This is a genomic window from Nonomuraea sp. B208, assembly GCF_057536035.1.
This window is the reverse complement of sequence record NZ_BAAJOU010000021.1, coordinates 1,108,492-1,127,297: the sequence shown is the minus strand read 5'-3', so window position 1 is coordinate 1,127,297 and position 18,806 is coordinate 1,108,492. Positions and strand designations below refer to the sequence as shown.

Below are 18,806 nucleotides of genomic sequence, written 5' to 3'. Positions count from 1 at the left end.
CTTTCCTACCAAGTCAGTCGGATTAGTTGGGATGTAGGAACCGTGGAGTGGACCCCCGAGCCGCACGAGCTGGCCGACCTCGAGCTGCTGCTCTCCGGCGCGTTCGCGCCGCTGACGGGGTTCCTGGGCCACGACGACCTGCACGCGGTCCACGAGCGCGGCACGCTCGCCGACGGCACCCCGTGGCCCGCGCCGGTCACCCTCCACCTGCCCGCCGAGGTCTCCCCCGGCGACGAGGTGACCCTGCTGGACCCCGAGGGCCTGCCGCTCGCGACCCTGACCGTGACGGAGCGGGAGGCCGACGGCCTGGTCGCGGGCCCGGTCAAGGGCCTCGGGGCGCCGGAGCACGGCCCCTTCGCCCGCCTGCGCCGCACCCCTGCCCAGGTCAGGGAGGAGCTCGGCGGGCGCCCGGCGCTCGCCGTCACCATGCGCGGGCCGCTCGACGACCTCTCCGAGATCGTCGCCACCGCCAAGGAGCTGGACGCGCTGATCATGCTGCTCCCCCTCGCGTACGGCGAGGGCAGCCCGGCCGTCGTCCGCGCCGCGCTGCGCGCCAAGGAGCAGCTTCCCCCCGGCACGCTCGTGGTCTCCGTGCCGCTGGCCCCGCGCGCCGAGCCGGAGATCGACCTGGAGCTGCGCGAGCGCGTCGCGGCGGCGTACGGCGCCGTCGAGCACTTCCCCGGCCCCGACCCGGTCACCATTCCGGGCCCGCCGCACCGGCGCGGCCTCGTCGTCTTCTTCACCGGCCTGTCGGGCTCGGGCAAGTCGACCATCGCCCGCGGCCTCCGCGACGAGCTGCTGGAGCTGGGCGGCCGCGCGCTCACCTATCTCGACGGCGACGTGGTGCGCCACCTGCTGTCGAAGGGCCTGACCTTCTCCAAGGCCGACCGCGACCTCAACATCCGCCGCATCGGCTTCGTGGCCGCCGAGGTCGCCAGGCACGGCGGCCTGGCCATCTGCGCGCCCATCGCCCCCTACGCCGCCACGCGCGCCGAGGTGCGGGCCATGGTCGAGGCGGTCGGCGCGGACTTCCTGCTGGTGCACGTGGCCACGCCGCTGGAGGAGTGCGAGCGGCGCGACCGCAAGGGCCTGTACGCCAAGGCCCGCGCCGGGCTCATCCCCGAGTTCACCGGCATCTCCGATCCCTATGAGGAGCCGGACGACGCCGAGCTGGTCATCGACACCACACATCTGTCGATCGAGGCGGCGGTCTCCCGTGTGCTGGAGACGCTGCGGTCCGGAGGCTGGGTACGTTGATCGATCTCGCCCTCGTCGGCGGTTCCTTTCTCGTCGCCATCGTGGTCGGGCTGACCGGCATGGGCGGCGGGGCCCTCATGACGCCGATGATGATGTTGTTCTTCAACGTGCCGCCGCTCGCCGCGGTCTCCAGCGACCTCGTGGCCTCGGCCGTGATGAAGCCGGTCGGCGGCTTCGTGCACCTGCGCCGGGGCACGGTCAACCTGCGTCTGGTGGGCTGGCTGTGCGCGGGGTCGGTGCCGGCGGCGTTCTGCGGGGTGTTCCTGGCCCGCGCGTTCGCCGTCAGCGACGCGGTGACGTACGCACTGGGCGTCGCGCTGCTGCTGGCCGTGGCGGGCATGGCGGTCAAGACCCTGCTCGGCGGGCGGGGCGGCACGGCGAGCGCCCACGACATCGTCGTGCGCCCGATCCCTACCCTACTGGTCGGTATGGTAGGCGGTCTGGTCGTCGGGATCTCCTCCGTCGGCTCGGGATCGCTGATCATCGTGGCGCTGCTCGCGCTCTATCCGGCGCTCAAGGCCAACCAGCTCGTCGGCACCGACCTGGTGCAGGCCGTGCCGCTGGTCGCCGCCGCCGCGCTCGGCCACCTGCTGTTCGGCGACTTCCAGCTGCACCTCACGCTCTCGCTGCTCATCGGCTCGCTCCCCGGCGTCTACCTCGGCGCCAGGATCTCCTCGCGCGCCCCGGGCGGCCTGATCCGCGCCCTGCTGGCCATCGTGCTGCTGGCCTCGGCGCTCAAGCTGCTGGACGCGAGCAACGTCGTCACCGTCGCGGCCCTGGCCGCCGCCACCGCGGTCACCGTCGTCGGGTGGCGGCTGCGGCGGCGCAGGGCGGCCGTACCGGCCGAGCCGGACGCGGCCATGAGCCCGGCCGCCCGCTAGGGACGCGGCACCGGCGTCGAGCGGAAGTAGGGGTCGCGCGCGAGCCGGGCGAAGGCCCGCCCGGCCGCCGGGTCGGAGTCGAAGGTCGTGTCACCGCGCGGCGCCTGCGGCGAGTCGAAGTACAGCAGCGCCTTGATCTGCGGATAACGCTTGATCTCCCGCCCCACCGACTCGAAGAACCGGCGCTTGAACGAGGGGTCGCGCGGCCGTCCGAACACCCCCCACTCGGCCACCATCACCGGCTTGCCAGGGAAGCGGAGCTGCATCCACCGGTAGAAGCCCGGCCACTGCGCGAACTCCTCCTCCTCGCGGGTCTTGTTGACCAGCCTGTCGAAGTCCTTCACCCGGTCGTCGGCGTAGGGGTCCATGGCGACCCAGTCGACCACGTCGTCACCGGGGTAGAGCTGCTCGAACCACGGCTGGGCCGCCCAGTTGGGCGCCCCCATGTACGTCATCACGAAGACCGCGTTCCTGACGCCCCTCTCGCGCAGCCGCAGCACGACGTGCCGGTACATCGCCGCGTAGTCGGCGGCCCGCATCCCCGAGCCCGGCGACTCGTCCACGTCGTTCTCCGGCTCGTGGTGCAGCGTGAGGAAGAACCGCTCGGGGAAGGCGCTGCGCAGGTGGGCGGCCAGCCGGTCGATGCGGCGGTCTATCTCGCCGCGGGCGACCTCGGCCCAGGTGTGGTCGAGCGCGGGCTTCCAGTTGACCATGAGCAGCCGCGGCCTGGCCGGGTCGCGGGCCAGCCCGATCTCGGCCCGGGTCGGGAACAGCTCGCCGCCCCGGTGGTAGACGTGCACCACGTCGGCGGCCGCCCCCATGCGGGTCTCGGCCCCGCGCAGTGCCTGCTCGACCGGCGCGCCGGTGAAGATCTCCGGCGCCAGCCCCCACCAGGCGCCGCAGGACGGGATGAGCCGGGCGGTGGCCGTACAGGCCGGCGCTCCGGTCACCTGTCTGGCGGGGCCGGCCGCGTCGCCGGACTCCGCCGCCGGGGCCGCCGTGGAACCGGCTGTGGAACCGGCGGCCGACCCGGCGGCGCCCGCCGTGCCGGTCGCGCCGGAGCAGGAGCTGAGCGTCACGATCGCGGCGAACGCCGTGACCGTTCTGGAGGTAATTCCCCGTAGTTGCAAAATTGTCCACCCTCCTGGTCGAAGGACCCCCGTCCTGTCACACCTGAACCTTGCCATGTCATTCCACGAACTTCAGCCGGAGTGGCGAGTATCCGCTGGTCGTCCCGGGTAAAGCGCCGCCCGAATTTTCCGGGAATATCGCTTTATGGAGGCCCTTCTTTGCCGCCGTAACGGAAAAATCTCTGCGGATTCAGGTCCGGTGCTGATCGTCCGCCCTATAGTGGGCGCACGCCTCGGCCCGTGACGCTGCGTCGCCGGGCGGCGACGACGCGCACACCCCTCCAGGAGGCCGCTCCCATGACCCAGCCGCCGGACGTCCATGCCCGCCGCGGCGAGTTGGCGGACCACCTCGCGCTGCTGCGCCGGCAGTGGCTGGTCCTCGTGGGCTGCGTCGTGGTCGGCGGCACCGCCGGGCTCGGGCTCATGCGGCTCACGCCGTCCGCCTACACCGCCGTCACCCAGGTGCAGGTCATGCCCATCGGCGCCCAGGAGCCAGGCAACCAGGTCACCGCCCGCCAGCGCGAGTCGCTCAACCTCGACACTGAGGCCCAGGTCGCCGCGTCGGCCGTGGTCACCGGTCGGGCCGCCAAGGCGCTCGGCCTCACCACGGCGGAGCCCGCGGAGGTCACCGTGCCGCCCAACTCCTCGGTCCTCGCCATCGCGGTCACCGCCGCCGACCCGCAGACCGCCGCCGTCCGGTCCACCGCGTACGCCGACGCCTACCTCGCCCACCGCCGCGACAGCGCGCTCACCGCGCTGGCCGAGCAGCAGCAGGCCGTGCTGGGCAAGCTCAGGCAGGTCAACGCCGGGCTCGACGCGACCATCCGCCGGCTCGCCCTGCTCGTCAGAGGCACGCCCGACCACACCATCGCGCTCCAGCGGCAGAGCGTGCTCAACAGGCAGGCCGCGAGCCTCGCGCTCAAGTACGACGCTCTCCGCACGGTCGCGGTCACCCCCGGCGCGGTCATCAGTCCCGCCGTGCCGCCGTCCGAGCCCAGCTCGCCCAGCCTGCCGCTCTACCTCGGCACCGGCCTGATGGCGGGGCTGCTGACCGGCGCCGCCGCCGCCCTGATCCGCGACCGGCTCGACATCCGGCTGCGCCAGGCCGCCGACATCGAGCGGCTGACCGGCCTGCCGGTGCTGGCCGACCTGTCCTGCGTCACCGAGCCCGGCCTCCTGCACGAGCGGTCCTACGCCGCCGAGCCCGGCCTCCTGCACGAGCGGTCCTACGCCGCCGAGCCCGGCCTCCTGCACGAGCGGTCCTACGCCGCCGAGCCCGGCCTCCTGCACGAGCGGTCCTACGCCGTCGAGCCGGGCGTGCTGCACGAGCTGGCCTGCGCCGTCGTCGCCGCCTGCCCGGGCAAGCGGCTGCTGGTCTGCGCCCTGCCCGCCGACCTCCGCTCCTCCTCGCCCGTCGAACCGCTCGCCGTCAGCGCCCCGCTCACCGTGCTCGACGGCACCGACGTACGCGACCTGGCCCGGGCCGACGCCGCCCTGCTGCTCGTCGGCCTCGGCCGCGTCACCGCCCCCGAGGTCACCGCCGCCGCCCGCCGGCTCGGCCGGCACGACGTCCCGATCATCGGCGTGGTCGCCGTCACCGACGTGGTGCCCACGTTCGTGCCGCTGCTGGAGCCGCGCCCGCACACGCCGCTCGGCAAGCTGGTGGCCACCGGCGAGTTCCCCACGGCGACCTCCGCCGAGCTGGGCATCAGCACGTCCGCCGAGACGACCCCCCTGCCGCACATGCCGCCGCTGCGCAGGTCCAGGCCGGGACCGCCGTGAGCCGCGCCGCCTGGCCGATCGCGGCGCTGCTGGTCGGCTACCCGCTCTGGTGGGCGCTCGGGTTCGGCGGCCTGTCGGTGATCGTCCTGGCCTGGCCCATGGCGGTGCTGCTCTGGCGGCGCAGGCCGATCCAGGTGCCGCCCGGGTTCTGGCTGTGGATGCTGCTGCTGGCCGGCTACCTCGTGAGCGCGCTGATGCTGGCCGAGTCGCCTCCCGGCACCTACGGCGAGCTCGGCCCCGGCCGCCTCATCGGCTGGACGATGCGGCTCGCGCTCTACGTCAGCGTCCTGATCATGGTGCTCTACCTGGGCAACCTGACCGAGCGGGAGCTGCCGCAGCTCCGGCTCGTACGCATGCTGGGGGTGCTGTTCGCCACGACGGTGGCCGGCGGGCTGCTCGGCGTGCTCGTGCCGGGCTTCGCGTTCACCTCGCCCGTGGAGCTGCTGCTGCCCGACTGGCTGAGCGGCAACGCCTTCGTCCAGAACCTCATCCACCCGACCGCCGCGCAGACCCAGAAGGTGCTCGGCTACGCCATGCCGCGCCCCGAGGCGCCCTTCGAGTGGGCCAATGCCTGGGGCAGCAACGTGTCGGTGCTGCTGGTCTGGGCGGTGGTCGGCTGGTGGGCGCACGGGAGCCGGCGGCAGCGCGTCCTGCTCGCCGTACTGGCCGCCTTGGCCGCGGTCCCCGTCGTCTACTCGCTCAACCGGGGCCTGTGGATCGGGCTCGGTCTGGCCGTCGTCTACCTGATCGTCCGGGTCGGCGGGCGCACCAGGCTCGCGCTGTGCGGGGCGGTGGCCGCGGCGGCGCTGGCGTTCGCGCTCAGCCCGCTGGCCCCGCTCGTCGCGCAGCGGCTCGACCGGCCGCACTCCAACGACATCAGGGCCTTCACCGTCACCGCCACGCTCGCCGCCGCCGCCCACTCGCCGGTGATCGGCTACGGCAACACCCGCAACGCCACCGGCAACGGCCGCACCGTCACCACCGGCCGCACCGGGTGGTGCCCGGGCTGCGGGCATCCGCCGCTCGGCAGCGACGGCCAGCTCTGGCTGCTGCTGATGACGCAGGGGCTCACCGGCGCCGTGCTCTACGTGGCCTTCTTCGTGGGCGCGATCCGCCACTACTGGGCCGACCGCAGCCCCGTCGGGCTGGGCGGGGTGCTGGTGATGGGCCTCGTGCTGCTCTACATGTTCGTCTACGACGGCCTGGTCACCCCGCTCATCCTCTACCTCATCTCCTTCGCCCTCCTGTGGCGCAACACCCGCCGAGGTCCCGCATGAACGACGCCGCCGTCCGTCTCGGCTACCTGGCCGACACCGTCCGGCTGCTCTATCCAGGGCCGGGGTCGCCGCGGGCCTACACCCTGCTGCCGCACGCCGCCGTGCCCCGCCGGCTGGCGCCGCGGCGCTGGTGGCACGTCGGGTCGCCGGTCATGGTGCCCGGCGAGGGGTCGATCGCGGCCCATCTGGGCGAGGTCTTCGGGCGGCCGGTCGAGACCGTCCTGCACGTCCGGCCGGCCCGGCGGGCCAACCGCAAGCCGGTGCTGGAGGTCCGTTCGGGCGGGCGGCTGCTGGCGTACGTGAAGGTGGGCGACACCGCGCGCACCCGGGCGCTGGTCGCCGCCGAGGCGGCGGCCCTGCGCCGGGTCGCCGGGCTCGGCCTGCGCACGGTCGTCGCGCCCGAGGTGCTGCACCTCGGCGACTGGCGCGGCCTCACGGTGCTGGCGGTGTCGCCGCTGCCCGTACGCCGCCGTCGCCGCGCGCCCCGCCCGCTGCTGCTGGCCGCGATCGCGGAGATCGCCGCCACCGGACACGACGCCGGTCATGACGCCCGCCACGACGCCGGTCATGCCACCGGGGCCGCCTGGCACGGGGACTTCGTGCCCTGGAACGTCTGCCCCGCCCCCGGCGGCCGGCTGCTCGTCTGGGACTGGGAGCGCTACGCGACCGGCGTCCCCTACGGCTTCGACGCCCTCCACCACTTCTTCCACCGCGCCCTGCGCCGGCTGCCGCCCGCCGACGCCGCCCGCGCCTGCGTGACGCGGGCGGCGCGCGAGCTCGCCCCGCTCGGCGTGCCGGCGGCCACGGCCCGGCAGAGCGCCCTGCGTTACCTCATCGCCCTGGCCGACCGGCACGCCGCCGACGGCCACGAACCGCTCGGCCCGCCGCACGCCTGGCTCAACCCGGCCGTCGACCACGAGGAGTCGTTCCTATGAGGACCGTGAAGCGGTCGGTCCTGTCGTTGTCGCGGGCGGCGGGCCGGTTGACCGCCGGGGCGCGGCTGCTGCCCGCGTTCATGATCACGGGCGGCCAGCGGTGCGGCACGACGTCGCTCTACCGGGCGCTGGCACAGCACCCGCTGCTGCTCAAGCCGGTGCTGCACAAGGGCGTGCACTACTTCGACGTGGCCTACTGGCGCGGGCCCGCCTGGTACCAGGCGCACTTCCCGCTGCGGGCGGGGGCGGCGCTGCTCACCCACCGCTACGGCGGCCGGGCGCTGGCCTTCGAGTCGTCCCCCTACTACCTGTTCCACCCGCTGGCCGGGGAGCGGATCGCCGCCGACCTGCCCGGGGTCAAGCTCGTCGTGCTCGTCCGCGACCCGGTCGAGCGCGCCTGCTCGGCCCACGCGCACGAGCTGGCCAGGGGGTACGAGACGGAGCCGCGGTTCGAGCGCGCCGTCGAGCTGGAGACGACCCGGCTCGACGGGGCCGAGGAGCTGCTGCGCGCCTCGCCGCACGCCCGGCACCACTCCCACCGCCACCACGCCTACCTCGCCCGCGGCCGGTACGCCGACCAGCTCGACCGGCTCGAGCCGCTGTTCGGCCAGGACCGCATCCTCGTGCTGGACAGCCACCTGTTCTTCGAGCAGCCCGAGCACGTCTACGACCGGGTGCTGGAGTTCCTGGGGGCGCCGCACCTGGGTTATCCGGAGTTCGAGCGCCACAACGGGCGCCCCCGGCCGCACCCGCTGCCCGGCGGGCTGGGGCGGGCGCTGCGCGACCACTTCGAGCCGTACGACGCCCGGCTGACGCGCTGGCTGGGCGCGGAGCCGTCGTGGCGGCGGTGACCCCGGCCCGCCTGGTCGCGGGGCTGCGGCGGCGCGGCGGCGTGGCGCGCGGAGGGGCGGCGGGGCTGGCGGCGGCCGGGGTGTCGGCGGCGGCGCAGTTCGCGCTGGTCGTGGTGGTGACGCGGGCGGTGAGCGCGGCCGAGGCCGGGGCGTTCTTCGCGGCCACCGCCGTGGTGCTCATGGCGGCCGGCGTCGCGAAGCTGGACGCGGGGAACGGGCTGGTGTTCTTCATCGCCCGCGCGAAGGCGGCCGGACATCACGACATTTCCGGATTTATCCGGGCGGCGATCGTTCCGTGCGCGGTGGCGGCCGCCGTGGCCGCCGCGCTGCTGTGGCCGCGCGTGGGGCCGGTGGCGGCGATCGTGCCGGTCGTCGTGCTCGGCGACGTGCTCCTGGCCGCCACCCGCGGCTCCGGCTCGCTGCGGCCCACCGTGCTCCTGGACGGCATGGCGCTGCCCGCCGCGCAGCTCACGCTGGTCGCCGCCGTGGCCCTCGCCGGGCGGCCGGAGTGGCTGCCGCTCGCGTGGGCGCTCCCGTACGTGCCGGTGCTGGTCCTCGCCGCCCTCGCGGTGCGGAGGCGGACGCCGCGCGGCCCCGGCCTGCCCGGGGCCGGGCGTGAGCTGTGGCGCTACACCGCTCCCCGGTCCTTCGCGGGCGCGATCCAGGCCGTCTTCCAGCGGCTGGACGTCGTGGTCGTCGCGCTGCTCGCCGGGCCCGCGCAGGCCGCCGTCTACACCGCCGCCACCCGGTTCAAGGTCGTGGGCCAGCTCGCGAACCAGGGGCTGACCCAGGCCGTGCAGGCCCGGCTGGTGAGCGCGCTGGCGCGGGGCGAGCTGGCACGGGCCAGGGAGCTCTACCAGACGGCGACCGTCTGGCTGGTGCTGCTGACCTGGCCGGTGTGGCTGGCGTACGCGGCGCTGGCCCCGTGGCTGCTCTCGGTGTTCGGGCCCGCGTACGGCACGGCTGCGCCGGTCGCGCTGGTGCTCGCGGGCACCATGATGGTGGCCACGGCCTGCGGGATGGTGGACGTCGTGCTCACCGCCGCCGGGCATACCGGCATGAGCCTGCTCAACCTGCTGGCGGCCGTCGCCTGCACGCTGGTCCTGGACCTGGCGCTGGTGCCCGCGCACGGGGCGCTCGGCGCGGTGGCCGGATGGTCGGGCGGGGTGCTGGTGAAGAACCTGCTGCCGCTGTGGCAGCTCCACCGGCGTTACGGGCTGCGCCCGTTCGGCCGGCACACGCCGGCGGCGCTGCGCCTGCGCACCTGGGCCGCCGCATGAGCGCCGCGCCCGTGCTGGTCACCGGGCTGCCCAGGAGCGGCACGAGCTGGGCGGGCAAGATGCTGGCGGCCGGCGGCGGGCTGGTCTACGTCAACGAGCCGCTCAACCCCCAGCACCCGCCCGGCCGCTGCCCCGGCGTGCTGGCCGCCGAGGTCACCCACCGGTTCCAGTACATCTGCGACGACAACGACCAGGTGTGGCTGCCCGCCTTCCGCGACACGGTCGCGCTGCGCTACCGCTGGGGGGCCGAGCTGCGCGCGAACCACCGCCCGTACGACCTGGCCCGCCTGCTCCGCTACGGCACCGCCTTCGCCCGCGGCCGGCTGACCGGACGCCGCGCGCTGCTCGACGACCCGTTCGCGGTGCTGAGCGCGGGCTGGTTCGCCCGGCGGCTGGGCTGCCGGGTGATCGCGCTGGTGCGCGAGCCGGTGTCGTTCGTGGCGAGCTGGCAGCGGCTCGGCTGGCGCGCCGACCTCCGCGACCTGCTGGACCAGCCGCTGCTCGTCCGCGACCACCCCGAGCTCGCCGCCCTCGACCCCGCGACCGACCGCCTCGCCGCGATCGCCGCCCTCTGGCGGGTCACCCGGACAATCCTGGCCGGCACGCCCGGCATCCTCGTCGTCCCCTACGAGTCCCTGGCCGCCGACCCCCTCACGGGCTTCCGCGAGCTGTACGACCACGCCGACCTGCCCTGGACACCGGCCGCCGCCCGCCGCATCCACCGCGCCTGCACCGGCCCGTCGTCGGCGGGCGGCGCGTTCCGCTGGTCCGGCCTGTCGCGTACGGCCTACCGCCGCATGGACTCCCGCCAGGCGCTCGCCACCGCCACCCGTGGCCTCAGCCAGGAGGACGCCGCCCGAGTCCGCGCACTCACCGCCTGATCAGGCGTGCGGCCAGACTGCGGCCGAGCAGCCGGACCGCGAACGGCAGGTCGTCGATGAGATAACGGCGGGCCAGCCGGCCCGGCTCGGTGGCGAGGCGGAACGCCCACTCCAGGCCCGCCCGCCGCATCCACCACGGCGCCCTCGGCACCATGCCGGCCGCGAACGCGAGCGCCGCCCCGCATCCCAGGAACCACGCCTCCGGCAGGTCGCGCCGCAGCTCGGCGATGAGGAGGTCCTGCCGGGGGAAGCCGAGGCCGACGAAGACCAGCCGAGGGCGGGCCGTCGCGACCCTGCGCCGCACGGCGGCCCGCTGCTCACGGCAGGAGTCGAAGCCGTGCGCGGGCGCGTGCGCGCCGCAGATCCGCAGCCCGGGGAAGGCCCTGACGAGCTCACGGGCGGCCCGCTCGGGAGCGCCGTGCGGGCCGCCGAGCAGGTAGACCGGCCATCCGTGGCGGGCGGCCCGCGCGCTGAGCGCGCGCAGCAGGTCGGCGCCCGCGACCCGCTCCGGCAGCGGCGTGCCCAGCAGCCGCGCCGTCCAGACCAGCGGCATCCCGTCGGCCACCACGAGGTCGGCCGAGGCCACGAGCCGCCCGAGCTCGGGATCGGCGGCGGCGAGGCGGCAGATGTCCACGTTGGGGGTGACGATCCGGCCGCCCCGCCCGGCGGCCAGCCCGGCCGCCACCCGCTCGACGACGTCGTCCTCGCGCACCGGGTCCAGCCCCAGCCCGCCGACCCGGACGCGCTCGGCGGTCACGAGCAGCGTCATATGCCGTGCCCCCGGTCGTGCAGCCGGGACAGCACCGCCGGCGCGGAGACCAGCCCGGCCGCCACCGCGAGCGCGATCGGCGCGCGCGGCTCGGCGGGACGGGAGACGAGGGCGCGGGCGGCCCAGCGCAGGGCCGCGCGCCGGTGGCCCAGCGCGGCGTACCCGAAGGCGAGTTGCCCGTAGACCCGGGCCGCGCCGCGCGGGTCCACGGCCAGCTCGGGGTGCCGGGCGAGCATCCAGTCGAGGCCGGCGATGCGGTCCGCCCAGCGGGCGGAGTAGTGGGAGGAGCCCCAGCGGACCCGGACGAGCGGCCGGTCGACGTAGGCGATCGGGTGGCGCTTGGCGGCGCGCAGGGCGAGGTCCCAGTCTTCGTTCTGGCCGCCGGGCGCGCTCTCGTCGGGGCGCGGGGCGCCGCGCTCGAACAGGAACGTCGAAGAGTGGACCATGACCATGCGGGAGCGTACGAGGTCGGCGGCACGCACGGTGGACGTGCCCGCGAGCCGCGGCACCCGGTGGGAGCCGTGCTCGACCTCGATGCCGCAGCTCGCGAACTCGCCCCCGCCGCGGCGCAGCGCGCGGAGCTGGGCGGCGAGCTTGCCCGGCAGCCACAGGTCGTCGTCGTCGCAGAAGGCGGCCAGGTCGGCGTCGAGGGCGTCGAGGCCGGTGTTGCGGGCGCCGGGCAGGCCGGGCGTGCGCGTGTTGGGGATCACCAGAACCCGCCGCCGCGCGCCGTCGCCCAGCCCGGCGAGCCCCGCGGCGACCTCGGCCACGGAGGCATCGCCGTCCACCACGACGGCCACCGTGAGCGTGCCCCAGTGCGCCTGGCCCAGCACGCTCTCGACGGCCTGGCGCAGCAGGACGGGCCGGTCGCCGCGGGTGGGCACGACCACGCCGACGCACTTCACGCGGCCCCCCGGTAGCCGTAGCGCAGGCGGAGCGGCCAGGTGAGCAGGCTGACCACGCGCCGGTCGCCCCCGGCCATGGCGGTCGCCCACGAGTCGTCGCGCCGCAGCTCGACGCGCCCGACCTTGAAGCGCATGGGGTTGCCCGAGACGGTGTGGGACAGCCCGAGCCAGGCGGTGCGCCCGTCGATGAACGACGGCTCGACGGCTCCGAGCCCCAGCTCGTGCCCGAGCGCGCCGAGCGCGGGCCCGGGGGCGGCCAGCAGGTCCTCGTAGCGGACGGTGGTGACCGGGACGCCGCGCCGTGCGAGCAGCTCCAGCGCGGCGTTCTGGGCCGTCCAGTGCACGGCGGTGCGGGCGGGCCCCCACCGGGTCATCGGCAGGCCGTCCTCGGGCCGCTCGACCGTGCGGCTCCAGGAGTGGGCGACGGCGCGCGGATCGCGCACCACGTGGACGATCCGGACGTCGACGCCGCCGCTCACCAGGCAGCAGGCCAGGGAGGCGTGCTTGCTGGAGTCGACGACCACCCGGGCTCCGGTGGCGGCGTAGAGACTGCGGTAGATCTCGACGTAGTCGCCGAGGTCGGGATGGGCGATGCGCGGGACGCGACGGGTGCGATCGACCCGCCGGCGCAGCGTGAGCACCCGCTCCGCCAGCCGGGCCGACCATCCTCCGAAGGCGCGCTCCCCCACCTGCCGCCAGAAGGGACAGGCGGGAAAGGGCGCCCCGCACCCGCAGGGCTGGCCCGCGAGCACTCCCCTTTCCCACAGATGCACGACCTCGCCGAGGGCGATCACGCCGGGCAGCTCCCCGAGGAGCCGTTCGAGCAGCGTGGTGCCGCTGCGTCCCAGACCACCGAGGTAGATCACCTGGGTGGCGTGCTCGTGATCGGTCAACGGAGTGGCCTCGCATCAGAACATCGCGCTCAGCGTGGACTCTGAGCGCGGCCTGCGGCGACCCTATCGCTAAGGGTAATCGACCGGTCACGGAACGCCAGAAGATCTACCTTCAGCGCGCGTCGAGCACCATCCCCGCGCCGACCGTGCCGTTGGTGGCCTCGTCGATGAGGATGAAGCCGCCGGTGAGCCGGTTGCGCGCGTAGTCGTCGACGAACAGCGGCTGCGTGACCCGCAGCGACACCCGGCCGATCTCGTTGAGGCCGAGCGAGGTCGCCTCCTCGTCGCGATGCAGGGTGTTGACGTCGAGCCGGTAGTGCAGGTCGCGCACGAGCGCCCGCGCCGTACGGGTGGTGTGCTTGATCGTCAGTTTGGACCGCGGGGTCAGCTTGACGCCGTCGGCCATCCAGCAGACCATCGCCTCCAGCTCCTGCGCGGCGGCCGGCTGGTTGTTGGGCCGGGCGATCATGTCGCCGCGCGAGATGTCGAGGTCGTCCTCGAAGCGCAGCGTCACCGACATGGGCGGGAACGCCTCCTCCACCGGACCGTCGAAGGTGTCGATGGAGGCGATGCGGGTGCTCAGCCCGGAGGGCAGGTGCACGACCTCGTCGCCGGGCTTGAGCACGCCGCCCGCGACCTGCCCGGCGTAGCCCCGGTAGTCGTGGAAGGCGTGGTCGGTGGCCCGCTGGGGGCGGATGACGTACTGGACGGGGAAGCGCACGTCGGTCAGGTTGCGGTCGGAGGCGATGTGCACGTTCTCCAGGTGGTGCAGCAGCGAGGTGCCGAGGTACCAGGGCATGTTCTCGCTGCGCGAGACGACGTTGTCGCCGTTGAGCGCGGAGATCGGGATGAAGGTCAGGTCGGAGACGTTGAGCTTGGAGGCGAACGCCGTGAACTCCTCCCTGATCTCCTCGAAGCGCTCCTGCGCGTAGTCGACGAGGTCCATCTTGTTGACCGCCAGCACCAGGTGGGGCACCCGCAGCAGCGAGGTCAGGAACGCGTGCCGCCGCGACTGCTCCAGCACGCCCTTGCGGGCGTCGATGAGGATGATCGCCAGGTCGGCGGTGGAGGCGCCGGTGACCATGTTGCGGGTGTACTGGATGTGGCCTGGGGTGTCCGCGATGATGAACTTGCGGCGCGGCGTGGCGAAGTAGCGGTAGGCGACGTCGATGGTGATGCCCTGCTCGCGCTCGGCGCGCAGGCCGTCGGTGAGCAGCGACAGGTCGGTGTACTCGGTGCCGCGGTCGCGGGAGGTGCGTTCGACGGCTTCGAGCTGGTCCTCGAAGATCGCCTTGGAGTCGAACAGCAGGCGTCCGATGAGGGTGGACTTGCCGTCGTCGACGCTTCCCGCCGTGGCAAAGCGCAGAATGTCCATTTAGAAGTAGCCCTCTCGCTTGCGGTCCTCCATCGCGGCCTCGGACGCGCGGTCGTCGGCCCTGGTGGCCCCGCGCTCGGTGATCCGGGTGGCCGCGATCTCCTCGATGATCTCCTCGACCGTGGCGGCCTGGGACTGCACGGCCCCGGTGCAGGTCATGTCACCCACGGTGCGGTAGCGCACCACCACCTCGAACAGGGGCTCGTCCTCGCCGCGCTGGACCACCTCGGAGTCGGGCAGCAGCATGCCGTCGCGCTCGAACACCTTGCGCGTGTGGGCGAAGTAGATGGAGGGGATCTCGATGCCCTCGCGCCGGATGTAGTCCCAGACGTCCAGCTCGGTCCAGTTGGACAGCGGGAAGACGCGGATGTGCTCGCCCTTGCGGATGCGCGCGTTGTAGAGGTTCCACAGCTCGGGGCGCTGGTTCTTCGGGTCCCACTGGCCGAAGTCGTCGCGGAAGGAGAACACCCGCTCCTTGGCGCGGGCCTTCTCCTCGTCGCGGCGGGCGCCGCCGAAGACCGCGTCGAACTCGTGCTCCTCGATCGCGTCGAGCAGCGTGGTGGTCTGCAGGCGGTTGCGCGAGGCGCGCCGCCCGGTGTCCTCCACGACCCTGCCCTGGTCGATCGAGTCCTGCACGCTGGCCACGATGAGCCGCGCGCCGAGCTCGCCGGCGCGGCGGTCGCGGAAGTCGATGACCTCGTCGAAGTTGTGGCCCGTGTCGACGTGCATGAGCGGGAACGGGATGGCCGCGGGCCAGAACGCCTTCTCCGCGATGCGGAGCATGACGATGGAGTCCTTGCCGCCGGAGAAGAGCAGACAGGGGCGCTCGAACTCGGCCGCCACCTCGCGCATGATGTGGATCGCTTCGGCTTCGAGCACGTCGAGCTGCGACGTTGTGTAGTCGCGCTGCAGCATGGGAGCTTCCTCCGGCGGTTTAGCGGTGCAGGTCCCGAATCCCGGCGAGCAGGGATGCCGCCAGCTCCGGTAGGGAAACCAGAATATCTGGTAGTGAGGGGTCGGCTTGGTTGTAGGCCAGCTCGGCGCCGTCCACGCGGCTCGTGTGGGCCCCGGCGGCCTGCGCCACGGCGACCGGCGCGGCGGAGTCCCATTCGTACTGGCCGCCGGCGTGCACGTACGCCTCCACCTCGCCGGTCAGCACGGCGGAGATCTTGGCCCCGGCCGAGCCGATCGGCACCAGGTCGGCGCCGACGAGGTAGGCGAGCTTCTGGACGAACTCCGGCGGGCGGGTGCGGCTGACCGCGATGCGAAAGCGCCCGCCGCCGGACGACGGCAGCTTGGGCGGCTCTGCGGTGGTGAGCGTACGGCCCTGCGCGGGCAGCGCCACGGCGCCCGCCGTGAGCCGGCCGCGCTCCCAGAGCGCCACGTGCACGGCCCAGTCGGCGCGCCCCTCCTCGGAGAACTCGCGGGTGCCGTCGAGCGGGTCGACGATCCACACCCGCTCGGCGGACAGGCGGCGCGGGTCGAGCCGCTCCTCGCGGGTGGCCTCCTCCGACAGGACGCTGTCGCTCGGCCGCAGCCGGGCCAGCGCCTCCATGAGGAAGACGTGGGAGCTCCGGTCGCCCTCGGCCTTCAGCGCGGCCGCGTCGTCGAAGCCCATGCGCCGGCGAACCTGCAGCAGCCTCTCGCCTGCTTCGTTCGCCAGGTCGGCGGCGACGGCGTGGTCGTCGCGAATCGTCATCAATATGCTCCTTGCCCGCGGGCGACGGCCGACCAGGTTTTCCACAGGATCTGCAGGTCCAGGGTGAGGGACCAGTTCTCCACGTAACGCAGGTCCAGCCGGACCGATTCCTCCCACGATAGGTCAGATCTACCACTTACCTGCCACAGCCCCGTCAGGCCGGGCCTGACGAGTAGCCGCCGTCGTACGTCGTCACCATAACGCGCCACCTCCTCGGGCAGCGGAGGGCGCGGCCCGACGAGCGACATGTGGCCGAGCACGACGTTGATGAGCTGCGGCAGCTCGTCGAGCGAGTGGCGGCGCATCCGGACGCCGAACGGCGTCACCCGCGGATCGTTGCGGACCTTGAACAGCAGTCCCTCGCGGTCGCTCACCAGCGTGATCTTCTGCTGCTCGGCCCCCCGCCGCATGGTGCGGAACTTCAGGATCGTGAACAGCCGCCCGCCGCGGCCCACCCGGGTCTGCCGGAACAGCGCGGGACCCGGGCTGGTGGCCCGGACCGCGATCGCGAGACCGGCCATCAGCGGGGCCAGCAGCACCAGCAGGGCCGCGGCCACCACGCGGTCGAAGACGTTCTTGAGCAGTTGCCGCAACCCCGCCAGCTCGGGATGCTCGACGTGCAGCAGGGGCAGCCCGGCGGCCGGGCGGATCGTGGTGCGCGGCCCGGCGACGTCCATGAGCGCGGGGGCGACGACCAGCTCGGTGCGGGTGCGCTCCAGCCGCCAGGCCAGCCTGCGCAGCGCCTCGCCGTCCATCTCGGGGCAGGCCAGCACGGCCACGGTGTCGGCGTCGAACTGGTCGACCGCGATCGGCACGTCGCTGAGGTCGCCGGCCACCGGCACCTCGGCCACCAGCTCGCCCGGCACGCCCTCGGGCAGGCAGGCGGCCACCACGTGGAGGCCGTGGTAGGACTCGGCGCGGAACAGCGCGACCAGCTCGGCGACGGACGCGGCGTGCCCGACGGCGACCACCTTGCGCATGCAGCCGCCGCTCGCGCGGGACCGGTGCAGGCCGCGGCGCAGGGCGTACCTGAAGACGAGGGAGAACAGGGTGACCAGGGGCAGCGCGAGCACCACGTAACCGCGGGCGACGTCGGTCTTGGTCGCGTAGGAGCCGATGGCGGTGCCGGCGGTGAGGGTGAGGCCGGACTGCAGGACGCGGCGGAACTCCTCGGAGCCGACGCCGACCATGCGCGGCTCGTACGCCCGGTGCAGCGCCACCGCGAGCGTCCAGACGACCGGCAGCGCGAGGCTCACCAGCACGTACGGCACCACATAGGGCGTGAACCCGCCGAACCGCACCCCGAACGCCACCCCGGCCCCGATGCCCGCGCCGCACAGATCGGCGACCACGGCCTTGATCCGATAGGCGTGCACCCAGCTCGGCTCGCGCGGGCCGCCCCGCCGCGAGACGACGTGACCGGAGCCGACGGTCATGAGGCTCTCATCATGGCCGCGCAACGCACTGTCCTCCGGGTGACCATTCTGCAACGGACAGTCACAGATGGTAGCGGTGCGGAGGACGCCGGACCGGCGAACGACCCTATGCGGGGATCAGCGAGGAGGGCCGGAAATGTGCAGATCAGCCCGATGGAACTCGTTCTGGGTGGCCTCCAGGCCGTGGGTCATGAGCGACTCCACGACGTCGGCCGCCCGGTCCACCAGGAAGGGCAGGTCCTTGCGCTCAACGGTGGCGAAGTCCTTCAGCACGAAGGCGGCGGGGTCCATGCGGCCGGGCGGGCGCCCGATGCCGAAGCGCACCCGCAGGTAGTCGCGGGTGCCGAGCACCTTCGTGATCGACTTCAGGCCGTTGTGGCCGTTGTCGCCACCGCCCAGCTTGGCGCGCAGCGCGCCGTAGGGGACGTCCAGCTCGTCGTGGACGACGATCAGCCGCTCGGGGCCGATCTTGTAGAAGTCGGACAGCGCCTTGACCGGCCCGCCGGACAGGTTCATGTACGTCAGCGGCTTGGCCAGGATGGCGGCGCGGGTCTCGCACACCTCGGACCGGCTCTTGTGCGCCTTGAACCGCGCGCCCGCCCGGGCGGCCAGCTCGTCGAGCACCATGAAGCCGGCGTTGTGCCGGTTGCCCGCGTATTCGGGCCCCGGGTTGCCCAGGCCGGCGATCAGCCAGCGGTCCATTTGCACCCCTTTACGCGCGGAAACGGGGCGGCTCGAAGGAAGCCGCCCCGTTTCACGACGGAAACCGTTACTCGGCGGCGGTGGCCTCGGCGCTCTCGCCCTCGGCGGCGGCCTCGGCCGTCTCACCCTCGGCAGCCTCGCCCTCGGCCTCCTCGGCGGCCTCGGTCGGCTTGGCGATGACCTGGACGACGACCGTCTCGGCGTCGGTGGCGAGGGAGGAGCCCTCCGGCAGCTTGAGCTCGCCGGCGGTGACGGAGGCGCCGACCTCCAGGCCCTCGACGTCGACCTCGACGCCGGTCGGGATGTTGGTGGCCTCGGCCTCGACCGGGACGGCGGTGAGCTGCAGGTCGAGCAGGCCCTCGCTGTTGACGTCGCCGACGGTGGTGACCGGGATCTCGACGGTCACCTTCTCGCCGCGCTTGACCAGCAGCAGGTCGACGTGCTCGACGAAGCCCTTGATCGGGTCACGCTGGACGCCCTTGGGCAGCGCGAGCTCGTCGACGCCGTCGCCCTTGAGCCGGATGAGCACGTTGGGCGTGCGGAGCGCGAGCAGGACCTCGTGGCCCGGCAGGGTGAGGTGCTTGGGCTCGATGCCGTGCCCGTAGAGAACGGCGGGCACCTTGTCGGAGCGGCGGATCTTGCGGGCAGCGCCCTTGCCGAACGTGGTGCGGGGCTCTGCGGCGATACGTACTTCGGACACGACATCTCCTAGGGATGCGGTGGGGAATCGGTCGTCGGCGCTCTCCCTCACCC

The 18,806-nt window shown here is 73.7% G+C and carries 18 protein-coding genes; 8 read left to right on the top strand and 10 right to left on the bottom strand.

Going from position 1 to position 18,806, the window contains the following annotated elements; genetic code table 11:
• Positions 1-42 precede the first annotated feature (42 nt).
• Together cysC and AC27IY_RS22335 are read left to right on the top strand one after the other, a co-directional pair.
• Complete coding sequence (gene cysC / locus AC27IY_RS22340) at positions 43-1,257, top strand: adenylyl-sulfate kinase (protein ID WP_487179073.1); 1,215 nt, start codon at positions 43-45, stop codon at positions 1,255-1,257.
• Entirely contained in the window at positions 1,254-2,138 is an 885-nt protein-coding gene (locus AC27IY_RS22335) for a sulfite exporter TauE/SafE family protein (RefSeq protein ID WP_487179072.1), read from the top strand. Before cysC ends, AC27IY_RS22335 begins: the two co-directional genes overlap by 4 nt.
• Here AC27IY_RS22335 and AC27IY_RS22330 read toward each other — a convergent pair.
• Entirely contained in the window at positions 2,135-3,268 is a 1,134-nt protein-coding gene (locus AC27IY_RS22330; RefSeq protein WP_487179071.1) for a glycoside hydrolase family 26 protein, read from the bottom strand. The two genes, AC27IY_RS22335 and AC27IY_RS22330, sit on opposite strands and share 4 nt — an antisense overlap.
• A 297-nt stretch (positions 3,269-3,565) precedes the next feature.
• Here AC27IY_RS22330 and AC27IY_RS22325 point away from each other — a divergent pair, with 297 nt between their 5' ends.
• From AC27IY_RS22325 to AC27IY_RS22300, 6 genes are read left to right on the top strand one after another with little or no spacing between them, the layout of a single operon-like run.
• Positions 3,566-5,050 carry a hypothetical protein gene (locus tag AC27IY_RS22325; protein WP_487179070.1) on the top strand — a complete coding sequence of 495 codons (1,485 nt, stop codon included), beginning with the start codon at positions 3,566-3,568 and terminating at the stop codon, positions 5,048-5,050.
• A complete protein-coding gene (locus AC27IY_RS22320) occupies positions 5,047-6,327 on the top strand; it encodes a hypothetical protein (protein ID WP_487179069.1) in 1,281 nt (426 codons plus the stop codon). Before AC27IY_RS22325 ends, AC27IY_RS22320 begins: the two co-directional genes overlap by 4 nt.
• Entirely contained in the window at positions 6,324-7,262 is a 939-nt protein-coding gene (locus tag AC27IY_RS22315; protein ID WP_487179068.1) for a hypothetical protein, read from the top strand. Before AC27IY_RS22320 ends, AC27IY_RS22315 begins: the two co-directional genes overlap by 4 nt.
• Positions 7,259-8,113: a sulfotransferase domain-containing protein gene (locus AC27IY_RS22310; protein ID WP_344210944.1), complete on the top strand. Its 855-nt coding sequence runs from the start codon at positions 7,259-7,261 to the stop codon at positions 8,111-8,113. The genes AC27IY_RS22315 and AC27IY_RS22310 overlap by 4 nt, the downstream gene beginning before the upstream one ends.
• A complete protein-coding gene (locus AC27IY_RS22305; RefSeq protein ID WP_487179067.1) occupies positions 8,101-9,393 on the top strand; it encodes a lipopolysaccharide biosynthesis protein in 1,293 nt (430 codons plus the stop codon). Before AC27IY_RS22310 ends, AC27IY_RS22305 begins: the two co-directional genes overlap by 13 nt.
• A complete protein-coding gene (locus AC27IY_RS22300; protein ID WP_487179066.1) occupies positions 9,390-10,274 on the top strand; it encodes a sulfotransferase in 885 nt (294 codons plus the stop codon). Before AC27IY_RS22305 ends, AC27IY_RS22300 begins: the two co-directional genes overlap by 4 nt.
• On the opposite strand, the gene AC27IY_RS22295 is transcribed toward AC27IY_RS22300, so the two are convergent.
• The 9 genes from AC27IY_RS22295 to AC27IY_RS22255 all read right to left on the bottom strand — a co-directional run bounded on the left by AC27IY_RS22295 (position 10,264) and on the right by AC27IY_RS22255 (position 18,753).
• The gene (locus AC27IY_RS22295) at positions 10,264-11,043 is read right to left on the bottom strand and encodes a WecB/TagA/CpsF family glycosyltransferase (RefSeq protein WP_364455040.1); all 780 of its coding nucleotides are present in this window, start codon (positions 11,041-11,043) and stop codon (positions 10,264-10,266) included. The genes AC27IY_RS22300 and AC27IY_RS22295 overlap by 11 nt on opposite strands.
• Positions 11,040-11,948, bottom strand: a complete 909-nt coding sequence (locus tag AC27IY_RS22290; RefSeq protein WP_487179065.1) for a glycosyltransferase family 2 protein — start codon at positions 11,946-11,948, stop codon at positions 11,040-11,042. The genes AC27IY_RS22295 and AC27IY_RS22290 overlap by 4 nt, the downstream gene beginning before the upstream one ends.
• Entirely contained in the window at positions 11,945-12,841 is an 897-nt protein-coding gene (locus AC27IY_RS22285; protein WP_487179064.1) for a sulfotransferase, read from the bottom strand. The genes AC27IY_RS22290 and AC27IY_RS22285 overlap by 4 nt, the downstream gene beginning before the upstream one ends.
• Before the next feature lie 112 nt (positions 12,842-12,953).
• Positions 12,954-14,216 (bottom strand): sulfate adenylyltransferase subunit CysN, encoded by a 1,263-nt coding sequence (gene cysN, locus AC27IY_RS22280; RefSeq protein ID WP_329589758.1) that lies wholly within the window; start codon positions 14,214-14,216, stop codon positions 12,954-12,956.
• Positions 14,217-15,131 (bottom strand): sulfate adenylyltransferase subunit CysD, encoded by a 915-nt coding sequence (gene cysD, locus AC27IY_RS22275; protein ID WP_487179063.1) that lies wholly within the window; start codon positions 15,129-15,131, stop codon positions 14,217-14,219.
• A 19-nt stretch (positions 15,132-15,150) separates the two neighbouring features.
• Positions 15,151-15,915, bottom strand: coding sequence for a 3'(2'),5'-bisphosphate nucleotidase CysQ (locus AC27IY_RS22270; protein WP_344210960.1), 765 nt, complete (start codon positions 15,913-15,915; stop codon positions 15,151-15,153).
• Positions 15,915-17,351 (bottom strand): sugar transferase, encoded by a 1,437-nt coding sequence (locus tag AC27IY_RS22265; protein ID WP_487179062.1) that lies wholly within the window; start codon positions 17,349-17,351, stop codon positions 15,915-15,917. Before AC27IY_RS22265 ends, AC27IY_RS22270 begins: the two co-directional genes overlap by 1 nt.
• A 117-nt stretch (positions 17,352-17,468) precedes the next feature.
• Complete coding sequence (gene pth / locus AC27IY_RS22260; RefSeq protein WP_364455054.1) at positions 17,469-18,053, bottom strand: aminoacyl-tRNA hydrolase; 585 nt, start codon at positions 18,051-18,053, stop codon at positions 17,469-17,471.
• Between the two features lie 67 nt (positions 18,054-18,120).
• Entirely contained in the window at positions 18,121-18,753 is a 633-nt protein-coding gene (locus AC27IY_RS22255; protein ID WP_344210966.1) for a 50S ribosomal protein L25/general stress protein Ctc, read from the bottom strand.
• Positions 18,754-18,806 lie beyond the last annotated feature (53 nt).